Consider the following 13,112-nt stretch of genomic DNA (forward strand, 5'->3'; position numbering starts at 1 on the left):
ATAAAAAAGGAGCGCAGAGTAGTCTCTGTGCTCCCGTATCGACAGAACTCTGTCGCTCGTCTATGTTTTGGAGCGGATGACGGGGCTCGAACCCGCAACATTCAGCTTGGGAAGCTGACGCTCTGCCAATTGAACTACATCCGCAGGTATCTGCAGTCATTATACAACATTTTGAGGGCACATCCAACTCTCGCGAACGTCTGACAAAAATAATTGCGGATGGCGACGTTCTCAACTTCTCATTCCCCGAGGGCCACGCCCATTTCTGAACTGTACCAGGCGGATGCCAAGCCACCAATTTTATTGAGAACGTAGACTGAGGTATTCCTTTGGAAAGGAGGAAGTTTCCTTGTGCACCTACGGACAGTGCTACCAATCTCTTGGTAAATGGGTACAGTTTCAAACAAAGTGGGGCGTTCATCGTGGAATTGTTCAACAGGTCACACCCCAAGGCGTATTGATGCGCGTCCCCCGACAGTACGCTCCGTCTGGACTTGCTTCCTACGCAGCCGATGCCACGGATGCCGAGAGCGAGCGACTCGATGCGGCTTTAGTTGCCTACGGATATGGCCCTGGGCCTGTCTACGCCGGCAACGGCGCCTATCGACCATACGGCAATGGCCGAGCATGGGGATATCCCGGCTATGGAGCTTACTACGCTGGATGGTGGTGGTGGTGGCTCGCGTTCGCATGACGTACAAAAAGCATAAACGCATAACCTCTGGGGTGCGCCCTGGCCCAGGTGTGGACTGTGCAGCATGCACATGCTATATTGTGCACAGAAGGTCCTTGGAGGTGATTTCCGGTGCATCGGAGCATAAAGATAAGAGGCAGTATGCGCACGCGCGGGAGTGGACAGAGTAAATGGGAAGGCAACCTATGGCGAGGCGGTGGTGCCGTTATGCAGTATCCGGTGGTACTCCACCAGGACGACGTCGGAGGGTATGTGGTCGAGTGCCCGATCATTCCCGGCTGCATCTCTGAAGGAGAGACCGTGGACGAAGCGCTCTCAAACATTCAAGAGGCGATTGAGGGCCTTTTGGAAGTGCGCAGGCAACAGGGTCTGCCGGACACCCTTGAATGGAAGTACGTGGATGTGAAGCATGCCTGAGTTGCCTCGGATGTCCGGAAAGGCCGTGGTGGCGGTGCTCACACGCCACGGTTGGACGGTCGCACGCATCAGCGGCTCTCATTATATCCTTCACAAACCGGGCCACGATCCGTTCTCGGTCCCAGTGCATGCAAACCGAGATCTGAAAGTAGGCACGCTGCGGTCCATCCTGAAGAGTACCGGCTTGTCCGTCGCTGAATTTGTCGAGATGCTTGGCAAATAACTGGTCCATACGCTCTAAGATCTCACCCCCCTTCCCTCTGATTGGCCGCCTCAGGAGTTATGGCTTCACTGCTGGGCGCTCCTCGGATCTGCCGGGACCTCCCCGTAGCTGGCCGCTCCACTGAGCGCCAAAACACGTAGGCCCCCAGCACCACGCACCCGTACATAAGCGTTAGCAGCAGCACGGTCGGCATCTTCCCCCAGAGCAGGTAGAGAAGAGAGAATGCGATAGGGAAATGCACCAAGTACAGACTATAGGAAATGCGCCCGAGAAACCGAACAGGGGGACTCGTTAACAAGCCCATGTCGCGTCCACTCATCCCCCATATGAGGAGCAGGATCGATCCCAGCAAGGCGGAGAGACAAGCAGAGGTCCGAGCGTCGATGACCCAATTGCCCGGGATCCAGTCCCATTGCCACCCCACCGCAAAGAGGCCCCCTATGAGACACGCCCTACTCCATCCTCTGCTCAGATGCTGTAACTGAGCGCGATGACCGGCCAGCCAAATGCCCACCGTAAACGCAATCGCGTACAGCAATGTGTCGGCCCAATTGTTCAGATGCTTCGTCGGAAAGAGGAGATCTAAAACATACGCCGCAAGGACGGCACCAAGGAACCATGTCCCCCTCGAATAGGCAGATGCCCGCCGCGCGACCCAAAAGAGGACCGGGAAAAGGAGGGAGAGGCGTGCCTCAAAGGTGAGGGACCAGAAGACGGGATTCACTTGGTTGTACCGAAACGGATCTACCAAGAGCAAGGTATTGACCGTTTGCCCCCACGACAGTGGGACCCGCCAAAACTGGCTCCCCCAGGCTGATATCCCTGCGGAGGGCGGCACATGGAACCGATTCACGGCAAGGGCCAGCAGCACGGCAGCCGAGAATGGGATGTAGAGTCTCCAGAATCTCCGTCTGAGGAAGACCCAGTAGCGATTCTCTCTCTCCCAAGCTAGGGACAGGACAAAGCCGGAGAGGCAGAAGAACAAGATAACCGCCTGGCGGCCATCCGACAGGAGGGTGAAGGGCCACCACTTGAGCGCTTTTTCGCCCCACGTCCTGGCCGCGCCATAGAAAAACGGAAAAGCACCAAAGACGTGCATATTGAGCACCGCCAAGGACGCCAGCCCTCTGAGTCCATCAAGGGCGGCATAACGAACCGGCTGAGCCTGGGTCTGTGTCGTGCCGCCGGGCGTTGTAGTGCTCACGCAGACCTCGTCCCCCTTGGCACCCGCGGGCGGAAGGTTAAGCGCTTATGCGCCTGAAAAGTCCAGACCGAGGTCACTCCTATCCCCACCGCTTGCCCAAGGATGGGGAGGATCCCGAGGTCTCTTAGAGAGAGCATGACGAAGGCCGTGGATCCCAGTCCGAGGAGGGCCACCAGCACGTACACCAACAACCGGGACCAATAGGGCAGTCTCGGAGAGCCTATGTCCGACCAGGTCCAGCCGTTGTTGGTGAGAAAGTTAAACACCAGAGCGGCCCACCCTGCTCCCAGGGAGGCTCCCAGGGCGGGAATCCCCGCTCCCAGCAGCGCCTGCATCACCACCACATTCACCCCGGCCCCTAACGCACCCACAAAGGCGTACCGTGCCCCTTTTCGCAGCAAAAAGAGACGCGCCAGATGGAGGCCGAATTGCATAAACACCCGTCCCGAGAACTTGGACACTCCCTCCTGCCGACACCCGAAACCATAGGGCGCCATGGACACACGGAGCGCGGGGCGACGACAGAGGATCTCCAACAAAATCTTGAAACCGACAGGCCGCAGATCGGAGATGTCTCCTATGGCTGACGCGCGGCAAGCAAAGTAGCCGGACATGGGATCAGGTGTCTTACGAGCGCCCGGGAGGAGCCAATGCGCCACATGCGTCGCGCTGTCGGACATCCGGGCCCGGAGGAGCGACGAAAAACCCGATGTGGGCAGCACCTGAGCCCTTGCCCCTACGCATAGGTCATCCCCTCGCCGCAGCGCATCCAAGAGATAAGGGATGAGTTCGGGCGGGTGCTGTAAGTCGCCGTCCATGACGATGAGATACTCGCCCTTGGCCGCTTGAACACCTTCCAGCACGGCCCCTGCCAACCCGCTCCGTGATGTCTGGGGGAGCACCCGCACGCCTGGGACGGTTTGGCTGAGGTGGGAGAGCACCGCCAGAGAACGCGGGTCGGAGGACGCATCCACAAAGATGATTTCATAGTCCTCCTCCCCACAAACCGAAGTCACCCGCGCCGTCAAGGCATGGGGATTGCTCCCTTCATTGCGCGTGGGCACAATCACACTAATCGTCCGATTCATCATAATGGCGCTCCTTTTCTTGGTAAGTTGGAATGGGACGCGCGACGTCTGACTCCAGGAAGGATCGGGCATACGGCGCGTCCCCCCTATCGGGCCGTGCATCCCAGTCCGAGGTGTTGTCGACGTAGTCGGGTCCTTCCCCTGCGGGATGTCGGAAAAGATATTGCAACAACCTGTAGAGCCAACGCCCAACGTAGAAAGCGAGGAGGAGGAGCAAGAACCGGTAGACCGTCAGGACCAGTGAGCCGGAGGCTGCGATCACCTGGGCGGGAGAAAAGGGGTTCTGGAAGCCCCCCACCCCGCCGACTGCTGCGGGAACGGTGCCTTGGAAACCGGGAGCTGACGCGACGACGGTGTAGACGGTGTTCGGGTTGTAGGAGGGCACCGTATAAGTGGGCTGCGTCGAAGTCCCAACCTCTCGGCCGTTGGCATAGACCGTGTACGTGGTCCCATCAGGAGCGTTGGCAGGGGGGGACCAGGCAAGTGTCGCTCCTCCGTCCCCCATGGGATGCACAGTCAGCCCAGTCACAGGATCCATCGGTGTGAGGTGCGGCGTATAGGTGACGGCATAGGAGTCCGGACCTGCCCCGGCGTCATCAAGGGGTTGCACTCGCCATGTATACGTGGTTCCGGCTTGCAAGTTCCCCGCCACGTAATCTAAGGCGCTCGTTGGACTTCCTACGGCATTCCCATTCTGATACACCTGATAGTCGTTGGCCCCCGTGGAGGGAGGGCTCCAAGAGAGCGTCGCCGAATCATAGGTCTCGTTGGAAAGGGAGAGGGAAGACACTGGACCAGGGACCACCGGCGGCGACCCAGCTACGACTGAGTAAGCTAGGATAGTATTGCTTGCATTCCTGACGTCCACATCGTTGCCCTGCAAGTCTCCGTTCTCGACTTGGAACGATCCTATCGCGTTGGGGTCGCTGTTGGAGGCGGGGTTGACTGCCGTACCTTCCACAGTGCCAAACTCAAACCCTCCATAAAAGGTGAGGGTCTGTCCAGGGTCCGGAAGGTCCATGAAATGGAAAGTCCAACCTCCGCTCGACGTATAGGTTTCCCAAAAGGCAGGCTGTCCGGCTGCACGCGCGGTCAGAGGTGCACCGACGACCAACCCAAACACCATGGCACCTGCCAGGAATCGCAGGACTCGCTTCATACCCTCACCCCCAAAAGTAACCCAACGCTAAAAAGAGAGTTAACGTGCCTAGAAGCCCACTCGACAGCGTGAGCCACACCATCCGCAATACCCGGGAGGCCCGGTCAAAAGCAGCACCGGCGACAAACCACAGCGGGATCATGGTGAGAGTAAAGCGGTCAAAGCTGAAAAAGTAATCGAGTATGGGGCGCGGGTGATAGGTGATGGATTCCAGACCATGCCCAGGGTCACAGAGGGGGATGGCTATCAGGGCGAGGGACATCCACCACCAGCCTTTAGGTAATCGACGATAGCCGTACACCAAGGCAAGGATCGCAAAGACGACCGAAACGGCTTCGAGGGCATAATATGCTTTGCCGTACCATCCATTGATGCTGAACAAATATGGAAGGCTCATGAACCCGTGGTAGAGCGTCATCCACGGCCACGCAAGATGCCGTCCCCACAAGGCTTCTACTTTGGAGAACAAGAAAGGATGCCCGAACGTGACCCATAGAAAACCTGCATAGGAGAGCAGCACCCCAGCCGGGACAGCGGTCCAAGCGAGTGCCCGGAGAGCGGGCCGACCGGACGCGCGCCAGTCTTGTACGAGGGCGAACAGAAACGGGATCAAGAGGACCACCCCTTCGTTTCGCACCGCGCAAGCGAACGCGGCGCCGAAAGCCGCCAGACCATACTTGCGTCGAGAAATCATATAAAGACAAAGCAAAATACCGAAGGCGAATTCGGGCTCCGTATACGCGGAGCTGAGAAAGAAGGCCACGGGGCAAAGGGCCCAAACTAAGGCGGCCCCCCAGGCCGGTTTTCTACCAAACAGGGACCGGGCCATACGCTGGAACAGGTATAAGTCCGCAATGTAGAATCCGCTCGCCACGATAAGACCAGACGCCCCGGCGCTCAGCCCCGTCACGTCCATCAACCCCCGGATGAGGAGCGGATACCCAGGAAAAAAAGCGGTATCTTGGGGCCAGTACCCTGTCATGGCGATGGCCGCATACCAGGTTGAGTCGTCATGGATTTGGCTGCCGACCACCGCCTCATAAATTCCCCCGGACAGCGGGACATGGGCCACGGCCAACGCCAGGATAGCTCCTAGCGACATCACGACGCGCGAGAGGGCGTAGATGCCGAGCGCAATCGTCCAATCTTGCATCCGCTCCGACACCTGGCCCTTCATCCCTCGCCCCCCTCTCGGCGAACTAACCCGACACGGTCGCCCCACCTGCGAGCGAGATTCGGAGTGAAATCTTCGGGGCGCAGGGCATAATACACCTTCGCTCCGATCCGGAACCGATGGTCTGAGAGTTTGAGGCGCATATGCGCACTGAGAGCCTCCCTTGGGAGGCCTAAGCATCCAGTGATGTGGAGCAGTTGATGGGCCAAGCCCTCCATCTTCTCCGCATGGTATTTGCGGAATTGCCGTGCGAGAGAGGCAGGAGGGATACTAGGAAAAAGATAAGCTAGGTTCGCCGGATGCTTCATCGTCTTCCTCCTCTGCCAGAGTTCGCGCGAGATAGTGGGTCGTTTGATGGACCCATCCGTCACGGGTTCCCTCCTGGTGTTTCTCCTTGGCGCTGGCTTCTTGCTGGGCCTGCACGATCGCTTTCAGGAGCTTAGTTTGTTCCACCTCCGTCTTTGGGGAAGGGAACGGATAGAGGACCTGGTCGGTATCGTACAGGGCCAATCGTTGGACCTTACGCACCTTATAGGCCGGTAGAGAGAGCCTGGTCAAGCGTCTCCCGTATGGCCCCCATCGCTTGTCCTGGAATTCGTACAAATCGAGCCCCATCGCTCCGGAGGGATATTTCGTAACATGGATAAGGACCTCCACCAGATCGAGGATCCGTGAGTCTAGGTTCATCCCCACAGGATTGACGAATACGTGCACTGCGCGGAGCTTGCGGGTCATGTTGAAGATTTGTGTGATGAAAGTGTTTCGGCTCCACAGCCGCCGGTCGAATTGGAGCTGGGCTTCATCCCAAATACAAATCGAGCCTCTGGCCTCCGCGACTTCCAGCCATCGGTCTACCGCATCCAGAGGCGTCGCATGCAGCAAATCGTAATTGGCGAACAGCTGCACGGAAGCGCCACTGCGCTGCCGCCAATAGTGCGCGAGCAGAGAAGCCGTGAGCGTCTTACCTGCCCCTAAAGGCCCCTCCACTAGAAAAAAATGCGGCACGTTACCGCCTCCTTTTGCCCGACTTTCCATCCCCGGCCGTCACGACGGGAGATGGGGGGAGCACGGCTTCGATGGTGCGTAGAAAAACTCCGGGATCCGCGTGACTGATCGCACTATCCATAATCCATTTCACGAGATTGGTATAGGGATGCTTCCCTTTGTTCTTCTCCCGAAATTCTGCGTGCAAATCTCGCATGCCCAGATAGTTCAGATAAGCGAGGGCCTGCAGCTGAGGGGTCGAAAGAGGTTGCGCATGAGGCTCCATGAACTGGAGCACCTGGCGCAAACCATCGACGCTGGGAGTCGAGCTGAACAGGTCCGCATTGATGACTTGCTGAAGCTTGTCTTCGCTCGTCATGAGTGCATCACCGCCATCACAAAGATAAGGACGAAGATGATCAGCAGAATCGGCAGCAGAATAGCCCACCGATTCTTTTTGGGGGAGGCAGCTCCCGGCCTCTGATAATTGACCGCTGCCTGAATGACCCGAGACATCTCCACGGAGGCGAGGTGTTTGGTTTCTTGCACATACCAGTCTGGCGCATGGAGCACCCAAACTCTTCCCTCAGGGGCGATGTATTCGCGCACGTCGGCGATGGGAATGCTCCGTCTTTGGTGGTCTGGACCGGCGAGGATGCGGGCATGGTCGATATCGACCACATCGAGGATCTCCGCAGAGTGGCCCTCATGGGCGAGCACGATGACCCGCTCTCGTAGCGGGCTTGTCGGTTCTGATCTCATCGGGTCTTCCCTCCCCACCAGCGACGATAGACCCACATGGCCGGGAAGAGGATAAAGAGCGCTCCCAGCGCTGCACCTGCTCCGACTTGGAAAAAATAACCGAATATCACCCCGGTACCCCCCTAAGACCTTTGGCTGTTAGCTCCCCGCCTACCACCACTGAATGCCATCCTTAGCGGCGAGGTAGATTCGGTAGACCGAACGAATGATGAGCAGCCAGGCGATGAGCACGAGACTGCCGATGAGACTTTCCACTACCCCCACCCACGCTGGGCCTAAGACCGCCACCCAACTGAAATAGTCCGATAACTGGATCCCCGCTCCGACCAAGGTCGAGAGATGGTTCAAGAAAGACAAGGCTTCATCCAACAATTGGTCGGGTAATTGGAACAGAGAATTGATAAAGTCTATCAATCGGATCCCCCCGAAGCCCCGAAGTTACTGATGAGCCGGATGACCGCAAGAGCGGTGAAAATCCAGATGCCAAAGCGCATAACATAGGCCACGTTGTTCAGCTGCAAAAGGCTAAAGACACTGGCCATATGCGTGAAGGGACTGGCCACATCCGCTGGCATAGTCGGTGCGGTCCCGGAGAACGAAAAGCCCGCCAGAGTCTGTATGAGCCCCCATATAAAGCTGAGTAATAAATGCACCAAAGCGACCATCAATTGCAGCAACAGATACAAGACATGGAACACTTTTTGGACAAAATAAAAGACCGCTCGAATCAAACCGAAGACTGGAGCAAATAAGGTCTCAAGCGCATGGACGAGGCCAGAGAGCAGTTGCTGCATCAGGGATGCCATCCCCGAGAGCAGGGCAGAAAAGAATCCCCCTATCGCCGAAATGGCGGATTGTACCAATCCTTGCAGCCAGCCCGCGAAACTGTTCCAGAGATTCGACAGCCAGTTCCAGAAGTCCGATGCGAACGAGGCCAGCATTACCGCAGGTCCTCAAACAATTCGACGATGAAATCTCTCAACATCAGGGCGATGCGAAGCACCGCAATCACGCCCAGGAAGGGCGCCAACCCCTGGAGATACGGTAGCGTCGCATTCCAGATCTCGCCTGGACTCATCCCTATCCCCCACCTCCAAAGTCATACGTGGGCCCGCTCGTGCCCCCTCCGACCGTATATCCCGGAGTGGGCTCCCCCGACTCCCCCGGGAGGGGCATTTCACCGGACGCGGACCCCGTGATCACAGGCACCGGCCCGCCCCCTGCTTCGGATGGTCCCGAAAAATTCGGCATGATACCCATGGGGGCCGTCCCCGGAGGGGCGTAATCCGGTCCGAGTGCCGCCCCTGGCGCGGTGAACCCAGGAAGAGGAGACGCCGTGAGCAGGGTCGGGGCGGAGGGAGTAAACCCAACTATCCCACTCTGACCCGGGACAGGTGGAGCACTGGCCGAGGTATGCGGCAAAGAGGCCAGGGGATCCTGAATGTTGAACGCCTGGCTAGAACTCATCGGCACCTCTATGGGCGTGAAGCCCTGGAGCAGATTCACCGATTCGGTACCGGGTTCAGGCGGATCCGAAGGCACAACGATGGTCGGCACGTTCAAAGCGGGCGGACCAGGCACCTCTGGAGGCGTGATGGAAGACGATGCCGAAATTTCATCGGTGTCCGTAGGCGGAGCGGGAATCGGTGGGAAAAGAGCCCCTATCTTCTGCGCGATCTCGCTCGTAATCGCGTTCCAGTCCGGAGGTGGGTAGTACACCGAGACATGCGTGGTCACATACGTGCTGCCACCGGAGACGCTCGTTCCCGTCGTAGCCGTGACGCCAGGCCCACTCGAACCAGGGCTCGGGGCGGAGGTCCCAGGGGAGTTAGCCCACGTGGGCGTCACCCAGAGAATCTCCCCCGTCGAGCTGAGTTCTCGGTCGGTGGACCACGTGTATTTCAGCCACCATTCCCCGGGAGACGAGCTGGAAGCGTTGGTGAGAAACGAAAGTCCCCAGGCGTCGGTCACATCCGACGGGAGGGCCACTTCTTTCCCCACGTCAGCACTCGTGAGCGTCCAGGTCGTCCCGGCCGTCCCGCCATTTGCGCCATAGGCATAAGCGGTCACCGTAATCGAATCCCCGGACGGTAAGGAGCCCTCGATTTCGACGTCTTGGAACACCGCCGAGGCGTTGTTCGCATTGGCCACGATTTCGCCATCCGTGTCCGCGCTGTCTTCTCCGGGGACCGAATCGGAATACGTGCCTGCGGAGCTCCATGAGCTGCCGACATACAGCGATTGGTCATACACGGCGGGCACGGAGGCCAACGCATGGACGGGAAAAGCAAGAGAGAGCGAAAAGGCGATGACGATACCGGCCAACCAGCGGATGGCTTTCCTCATGCCCCCTCGCTCCCCTTTCATTACGCCTTGGAATTGGTAAACAGCGACTTGATGAATCGGATAAGCAGACGGCCGACTGGGAACGCCAGGGCCAAAATGACGAATCCGGCAATCGACTCGTACAAAGCCGCCGAGTTGCTCAGCAGTTGCGACGCGCTGAAGCCCCAATCAATGCCAGACGACGGGATGATGCTCGTACTCATTCTTCATCCTCCTCCTCCCACTCTTCTTCCTCCCCAAAATAAGGGGAGATATGCTCATCGCCAGGGAGAACCATTCGCTTGATCAGGACGAAAATCCAACCGGCGAGTGCAGCCGCAAACATCAACAGGAGAACCGGCGCCGCCTGACTCATGAGCCAGGTCAGCACTTGATACAAGAACGGGAAGGCTCCCGTGGACCAAATCCCTTGTCCAGGGCTTGTCCAGGTAAACATGTCACTTGGCGCCTCGGATGGCTCGCACGATGAATCCGAGCACGAGTCCCATCACGGAAGCGGCCACGACGATGAGGATGAAGGGCGCACCCGAGGCAAGGAAGTTCTGGAATACCTGCCAAAAGAAGCTCCAGTCCCAGACATTGCCGAAGTACATGTCGCTACCTCCTCGAAAACTCCACGAGAGCTATCACCGTCGCCACCAACACCCCGAGGAAGAAGCAATATTCGAGCACCACAGGGTCCGAAAAGAACCACAAAAGCACCGAGGCGGAAACGTTAGTCATCGGCTCCAAACCTAGGCAGCAGCGCCACGATGCCTATCAGGGTCAGAGGGACCGACATCAGCAGCCACACCCCCTCACAAGCAGGTCCGGTGAGTACCTCCCACATCCCCATCACCTCCACCAAGCATCGGCGAACCAACGCAAGACGAGAATCGTTAGGATTCCGAGCAACAGGATGCCTAGAAGCACTTGCCCGAGGGTGACTTGGTAGGCCACGTAAAAGGCGGTATGCCCTACAGCGACCGTCTGTCCCAAGCTGGTCCCCAACGTTGGCTGCCTCCTTGATGGTCGGGGGGTCTCCCCGGCCCAGGTGTACTCCATTGCCCCGTGTCTCTATCCCAGTTTCCGCCATCTTCTCTGGGATGGAGAGAGTATACGACCAAACGCATTTTGGCGAATCGCATCCAGTACGGATTAGAGCGGTTTAGGCGGATATATCTCCCGATTTCATTGATTTTCGAGCGAATTCGCATACTACAAATTTTTTTTATCGTCGTGCCTGTCCAACCAACTCATCAGCCCGTACCCCCCGACGGCGACCACTTCCAAGCCCAATATCACGTTCCCGGGCTGGACATTCATCAGGTGGTGGTGCAGGTCGAAGACGTACATGTGGATCCAGACCGCTCGCCCCTGGCTGAGTATTTTACTGAGACTCACTCGACGTCCCCCTCCCTGGTGCCTCCTCGGCGCCGTTCCCGCACTGCTCCATTAAAGATCCTTAACTACGAAGTAGTTGTGTCAAAGACGGTCTGTTTGGGCGAGAGGAACATAGGGACTGGGGCCGTCTCGCCACTGAAGGAGTCGCTGCACGGCCTCCCCTTTGGTGCGCACATCATCGAGTCGGAGTTGGCGCACAAGCTCCACCAAATCCCTTTTATCCCATTTGCGGAGGTCCATTTCGGAGGCTCGTGTTAGGGATAGACGTGCTGCAACCGCCTTTTCTAAGCGCTCCGTGATGCGTTTTTCCGGGCCCAAGGGCGAGACTCCGAGTTCGGCGCAAAAGCGCCTTTTTGCGCCTGTTCCGATTTTTCCCACGCCGTGTTGGGCGAGCCTTTCGAGCGACCATACCCCATTTTCACACACCGACACCGACCCCTTATGGTATTGTGATTTTTACCTTTTAATGGATATCGGGTTTACAGGAACGGAATTTGCTCCCAAAAGACCCGCCTGTACTCCCCTCCGCAAGAGCACTTGGGCAGGGAGACCACGTGCCCCATCGCCCAAATGACTCGCTCCTCTCCGCACTTCTTGCACGCGAAATCATGCTCACGCAGGTTCTCCGTCTGCGGTCTATCGCAGTTCTGGATAGAGGTCATAGAATGCTTCGTAGCGCTCATCCCGCATGGCTCCTTTCTCCCTCAAGCCCCTCGGTTCCGCTTGCGGTTTCGTAGTCTTGGGGGGGAGAGTTTTCTCCCGCACCTCGGCTTCTTCAGCGCTCTGGATCCCTCGCAAACAGAGATGCTGGACGGTTCGGAAGGCGTAGGCCCAGGGCTTGTCACGTATCTTGGCCTCCTGAATAGCCCACTCGACCAGGTCCAGACGCATACCCTGGTGCACGTATCCGAGGAGCAGATCAACCTCACCGTCGTGCGGTTCGTGCCCGTAGTTTTTTTGCACCAAGCATTTAAGTTCCTCCCTCTCGCGCGGATGCGCGTAAGAGAGAGAGAGAGAGTCTTTGTCTATGTCTAAGTCTAGATCTTTAAGATCTTTAAAAGACTCCTTGTAGAAACTCGGAGTTTTTTCCGAGGCGGTTACTTCAGCGGTTACTTCACCGGTTACTTGGGCGGTTACTTGAATGGATACTTTCACATTCGTGAAAGTTACCACCTTGTATCTTCCATGCCCTTTTTTAGTCCCTTTATGGTATTGAATCAGCCCTTTTTGCACCAGTTGGTCCCGTGCTTTTTGGACCCCAATTTTGCTCATGCCGGTTAACGCCTGGAGTTGGCTCGTGCTCACTTGGAACCACTCTGACCAGCCCTCAAAGTTGCATACATCCATTAAGGCGTACCACAACACTATCTGGCCGGTTGGAGGGTGACTCCGAAGCGTCCAATTGGAAAACGCTCGCCACTCCTGGAAAAAGTTCATGAAAGGTCTCCTTTCCCAGAGTCAGAAGTCTCCTAAACCCCCTGCGGTCTTCTCCAATATCCGCAGCGTTCCGGTGTGATGCCGGATGCTGTAATCGAGCTCGTCCATTTTTTCCTTACAGATGCGGTAGATGTAGTGAGGCATGTCGTAGTGCTCACTTACCCAAGTTCCAATCGCTTCTCGCTCGCGCTTCAAGCTCTCAATGAGTTGACGGTCCACGCGGTTTTCCCTCCTTTCAGGG

General features: G+C 57.5%; 22 protein-coding genes and 1 tRNA gene. 3 read left to right on the plus strand and 20 right to left on the minus strand.

Features of this window, described 5'->3' with window-relative positions; all coding sequences use genetic code 11:
- Positions 1 to 68: 68 nt before the first annotated feature.
- Positions 69 to 144, minus strand: a tRNA-Gly gene (locus M4I36_RS00350).
- Positions 145 to 349: 205 nt separating this feature from the next.
- Between M4I36_RS00350 and M4I36_RS00355 the strand changes: the two genes are divergently transcribed.
- The 3 genes from M4I36_RS00355 to M4I36_RS00365 all read left to right on the plus strand — a co-directional run bounded on the left by M4I36_RS00355 (position 350) and on the right by M4I36_RS00365 (position 1,334).
- Positions 350 to 694 (plus strand): hypothetical protein, encoded by a 345-nt coding sequence (locus M4I36_RS00355; protein ID WP_258109613.1) that lies wholly within the window; start codon positions 350 to 352, stop codon positions 692 to 694.
- 111 nt (positions 695 to 805) lie between these two features.
- Complete coding sequence (locus M4I36_RS00360) at positions 806 to 1,111, plus strand: type II toxin-antitoxin system HicB family antitoxin (protein WP_258109614.1); 306 nt, start codon at positions 806 to 808, stop codon at positions 1,109 to 1,111.
- Positions 1,104 to 1,334: a type II toxin-antitoxin system HicA family toxin gene (locus tag M4I36_RS00365; RefSeq protein ID WP_258109615.1), complete on the plus strand. Its 231-nt coding sequence runs from the start codon at positions 1,104 to 1,106 to the stop codon at positions 1,332 to 1,334. The genes M4I36_RS00360 and M4I36_RS00365 overlap by 8 nt, the downstream gene beginning before the upstream one ends.
- Before the next feature lie 22 nt (positions 1,335 to 1,356).
- Here M4I36_RS00365 and M4I36_RS00370 read toward each other — a convergent pair whose 3' ends face one another.
- The 19 genes from M4I36_RS00370 to M4I36_RS00460 form a co-directional block, all read right to left on the minus strand.
- On the minus strand, positions 1,357 to 2,538 hold the full coding sequence (locus M4I36_RS00370) for an acyltransferase family protein (RefSeq protein ID WP_258109616.1): 1,182 nt from the start codon (positions 2,536 to 2,538) through the stop codon (positions 1,357 to 1,359).
- Positions 2,535 to 3,629 carry a glycosyltransferase gene (locus tag M4I36_RS00375; RefSeq protein WP_258109617.1) on the minus strand — a complete coding sequence of 365 codons (1,095 nt, stop codon included), beginning with the start codon at positions 3,627 to 3,629 and terminating at the stop codon, positions 2,535 to 2,537. The genes M4I36_RS00370 and M4I36_RS00375 overlap by 4 nt, the downstream gene beginning before the upstream one ends.
- Positions 3,610 to 4,785, minus strand: coding sequence for a fibronectin type III domain-containing protein (locus M4I36_RS00380; protein ID WP_258109618.1), 1,176 nt, complete (start codon positions 4,783 to 4,785; stop codon positions 3,610 to 3,612). The genes M4I36_RS00375 and M4I36_RS00380 overlap by 20 nt, the downstream gene beginning before the upstream one ends.
- Before the next feature lie 4 nt (positions 4,786 to 4,789).
- On the minus strand, positions 4,790 to 5,962 hold the full coding sequence (locus tag M4I36_RS00385; RefSeq protein ID WP_258109619.1) for a mannosyltransferase family protein: 1,173 nt from the start codon (positions 5,960 to 5,962) through the stop codon (positions 4,790 to 4,792).
- Between the two features lie 267 nt (positions 5,963 to 6,229).
- Complete coding sequence (locus M4I36_RS00390; protein ID WP_258109620.1) at positions 6,230 to 6,964, minus strand: ATPase; 735 nt, start codon at positions 6,962 to 6,964, stop codon at positions 6,230 to 6,232.
- 1 nt (position 6,965) lies between these two features.
- Positions 6,966 to 7,322, minus strand: coding sequence for a hypothetical protein (locus tag M4I36_RS00395; protein ID WP_258109621.1), 357 nt, complete (start codon positions 7,320 to 7,322; stop codon positions 6,966 to 6,968).
- Positions 7,319 to 7,705, minus strand: coding sequence for a hypothetical protein (locus M4I36_RS00400; protein WP_258109622.1), 387 nt, complete (start codon positions 7,703 to 7,705; stop codon positions 7,319 to 7,321). The genes M4I36_RS00395 and M4I36_RS00400 overlap by 4 nt, the downstream gene beginning before the upstream one ends.
- Before the next feature lie 150 nt (positions 7,706 to 7,855).
- Positions 7,856 to 8,119 carry a hypothetical protein gene (locus M4I36_RS00405; RefSeq protein ID WP_258109623.1) on the minus strand — a complete coding sequence of 88 codons (264 nt, stop codon included), beginning with the start codon at positions 8,117 to 8,119 and terminating at the stop codon, positions 7,856 to 7,858.
- Positions 8,116 to 8,646 (minus strand): hypothetical protein, encoded by a 531-nt coding sequence (locus M4I36_RS00410; RefSeq protein ID WP_258109624.1) that lies wholly within the window; start codon positions 8,644 to 8,646, stop codon positions 8,116 to 8,118. Before M4I36_RS00410 ends, M4I36_RS00405 begins: the two co-directional genes overlap by 4 nt.
- Complete coding sequence (locus tag M4I36_RS00415; protein WP_258109625.1) at positions 8,646 to 8,783, minus strand: hypothetical protein; 138 nt, start codon at positions 8,781 to 8,783, stop codon at positions 8,646 to 8,648. The genes M4I36_RS00410 and M4I36_RS00415 overlap by 1 nt, the downstream gene beginning before the upstream one ends.
- Positions 8,784 to 8,785: 2 nt before the next feature.
- Positions 8,786 to 10,051, minus strand: coding sequence for a hypothetical protein (locus M4I36_RS00420; protein WP_258109626.1), 1,266 nt, complete (start codon positions 10,049 to 10,051; stop codon positions 8,786 to 8,788).
- 20 nt (positions 10,052 to 10,071) lie between these two features.
- Complete coding sequence (locus tag M4I36_RS00425; protein ID WP_258109627.1) at positions 10,072 to 10,254, minus strand: hypothetical protein; 183 nt, start codon at positions 10,252 to 10,254, stop codon at positions 10,072 to 10,074.
- Positions 10,251 to 10,487 carry a hypothetical protein gene (locus M4I36_RS00430; protein WP_258109629.1) on the minus strand — a complete coding sequence of 79 codons (237 nt, stop codon included), beginning with the start codon at positions 10,485 to 10,487 and terminating at the stop codon, positions 10,251 to 10,253. Before M4I36_RS00430 ends, M4I36_RS00425 begins: the two co-directional genes overlap by 4 nt.
- Before the next feature lies 1 nt (position 10,488).
- Positions 10,489 to 10,644: a PTS ascorbate transporter subunit IIC gene (locus M4I36_RS00435; RefSeq protein WP_258109630.1), complete on the minus strand. Its 156-nt coding sequence runs from the start codon at positions 10,642 to 10,644 to the stop codon at positions 10,489 to 10,491.
- 241 nt (positions 10,645 to 10,885) lie between these two features.
- On the minus strand, positions 10,886 to 11,041 hold the full coding sequence (locus M4I36_RS00440) for a hypothetical protein (protein WP_258109631.1): 156 nt from the start codon (positions 11,039 to 11,041) through the stop codon (positions 10,886 to 10,888).
- A gap of 207 nt (positions 11,042 to 11,248) precedes the next feature.
- Positions 11,249 to 11,434 carry a hypothetical protein gene (locus M4I36_RS00445; RefSeq protein WP_258109632.1) on the minus strand — a complete coding sequence of 62 codons (186 nt, stop codon included), beginning with the start codon at positions 11,432 to 11,434 and terminating at the stop codon, positions 11,249 to 11,251.
- 81 nt (positions 11,435 to 11,515) lie between these two features.
- Positions 11,516 to 11,860 carry a hypothetical protein gene (locus M4I36_RS00450; RefSeq protein ID WP_258109633.1) on the minus strand — a complete coding sequence of 115 codons (345 nt, stop codon included), beginning with the start codon at positions 11,858 to 11,860 and terminating at the stop codon, positions 11,516 to 11,518.
- Positions 11,861 to 12,070: 210 nt separating this feature from the next.
- Positions 12,071 to 12,706 carry a hypothetical protein gene (locus tag M4I36_RS00455; RefSeq protein WP_258109634.1) on the minus strand — a complete coding sequence of 212 codons (636 nt, stop codon included), beginning with the start codon at positions 12,704 to 12,706 and terminating at the stop codon, positions 12,071 to 12,073.
- A gap of 186 nt (positions 12,707 to 12,892) precedes the next feature.
- The gene (locus M4I36_RS00460) at positions 12,893 to 13,090 is read right to left on the minus strand and encodes a hypothetical protein (RefSeq protein WP_258109635.1); all 198 of its coding nucleotides are present in this window, start codon (positions 13,088 to 13,090) and stop codon (positions 12,893 to 12,895) included.
- Positions 13,091 to 13,112 lie beyond the last annotated feature (22 nt).

This window comes from Alicyclobacillus sp. SP_1 (genome assembly GCF_024706985.1).
GTDB lineage: Bacteria > Bacillota > Bacilli > Alicyclobacillales > Alicyclobacillaceae > Alicyclobacillus_I.

What these genes read in the sequence shown, in the direction of transcription:
- M4I36_RS00365 (WP_258109615.1), top strand. Translation starts at nt 1,104, where the DNA reads ATGCCTGAGTTGCCTCGGATGTCCGGAAAGGCCGTGGTGGCGGTGCTC.
- M4I36_RS00375 (WP_258109617.1), bottom strand. Translation starts at nt 3,629, where the DNA reads ATGATGAATCGGACGATTAGTGTGATTGTGCCCACGCGCAATGAAGGG.
- M4I36_RS00380 (WP_258109618.1), bottom strand. Translation starts at nt 4,785, where the DNA reads ATGAAGCGAGTCCTGCGATTCCTGGCAGGTGCCATGGTGTTTGGGTTG.
- M4I36_RS00385 (WP_258109619.1), bottom strand. Translation starts at nt 5,962, where the DNA reads ATGAAGGGCCAGGTGTCGGAGCGGATGCAAGATTGGACGATTGCGCTC.
- M4I36_RS00395 (WP_258109621.1), bottom strand. Translation starts at nt 7,322, where the DNA reads ATGACGAGCGAAGACAAGCTTCAGCAAGTCATCAATGCGGACCTGTTC.
- M4I36_RS00400 (WP_258109622.1), bottom strand. Translation starts at nt 7,705, where the DNA reads ATGAGATCAGAACCGACAAGCCCGCTACGAGAGCGGGTCATCGTGCTC.
- M4I36_RS00410 (WP_258109624.1), bottom strand. Translation starts at nt 8,646, where the DNA reads ATGCTGGCCTCGTTCGCATCGGACTTCTGGAACTGGCTGTCGAATCTC.
- M4I36_RS00415 (WP_258109625.1), bottom strand. Translation starts at nt 8,783, where the DNA reads ATGAGTCCAGGCGAGATCTGGAATGCGACGCTACCGTATCTCCAGGGG.
- M4I36_RS00420 (WP_258109626.1), bottom strand. Translation starts at nt 10,051, where the DNA reads ATGAGGAAAGCCATCCGCTGGTTGGCCGGTATCGTCATCGCCTTTTCG.
- M4I36_RS00425 (WP_258109627.1), bottom strand. Translation starts at nt 10,254, where the DNA reads ATGAGTACGAGCATCATCCCGTCGTCTGGCATTGATTGGGGCTTCAGC.
- M4I36_RS00430 (WP_258109629.1), bottom strand. Translation starts at nt 10,487, where the DNA reads ATGTTTACCTGGACAAGCCCTGGACAAGGGATTTGGTCCACGGGAGCC.
- M4I36_RS00435 (WP_258109630.1), bottom strand. Translation starts at nt 10,644, where the DNA reads ATGTACTTCGGCAATGTCTGGGACTGGAGCTTCTTTTGGCAGGTATTC.
- M4I36_RS00455 (WP_258109634.1), bottom strand. Translation starts at nt 12,706, where the DNA reads ATGAGCAAAATTGGGGTCCAAAAAGCACGGGACCAACTGGTGCAAAAA.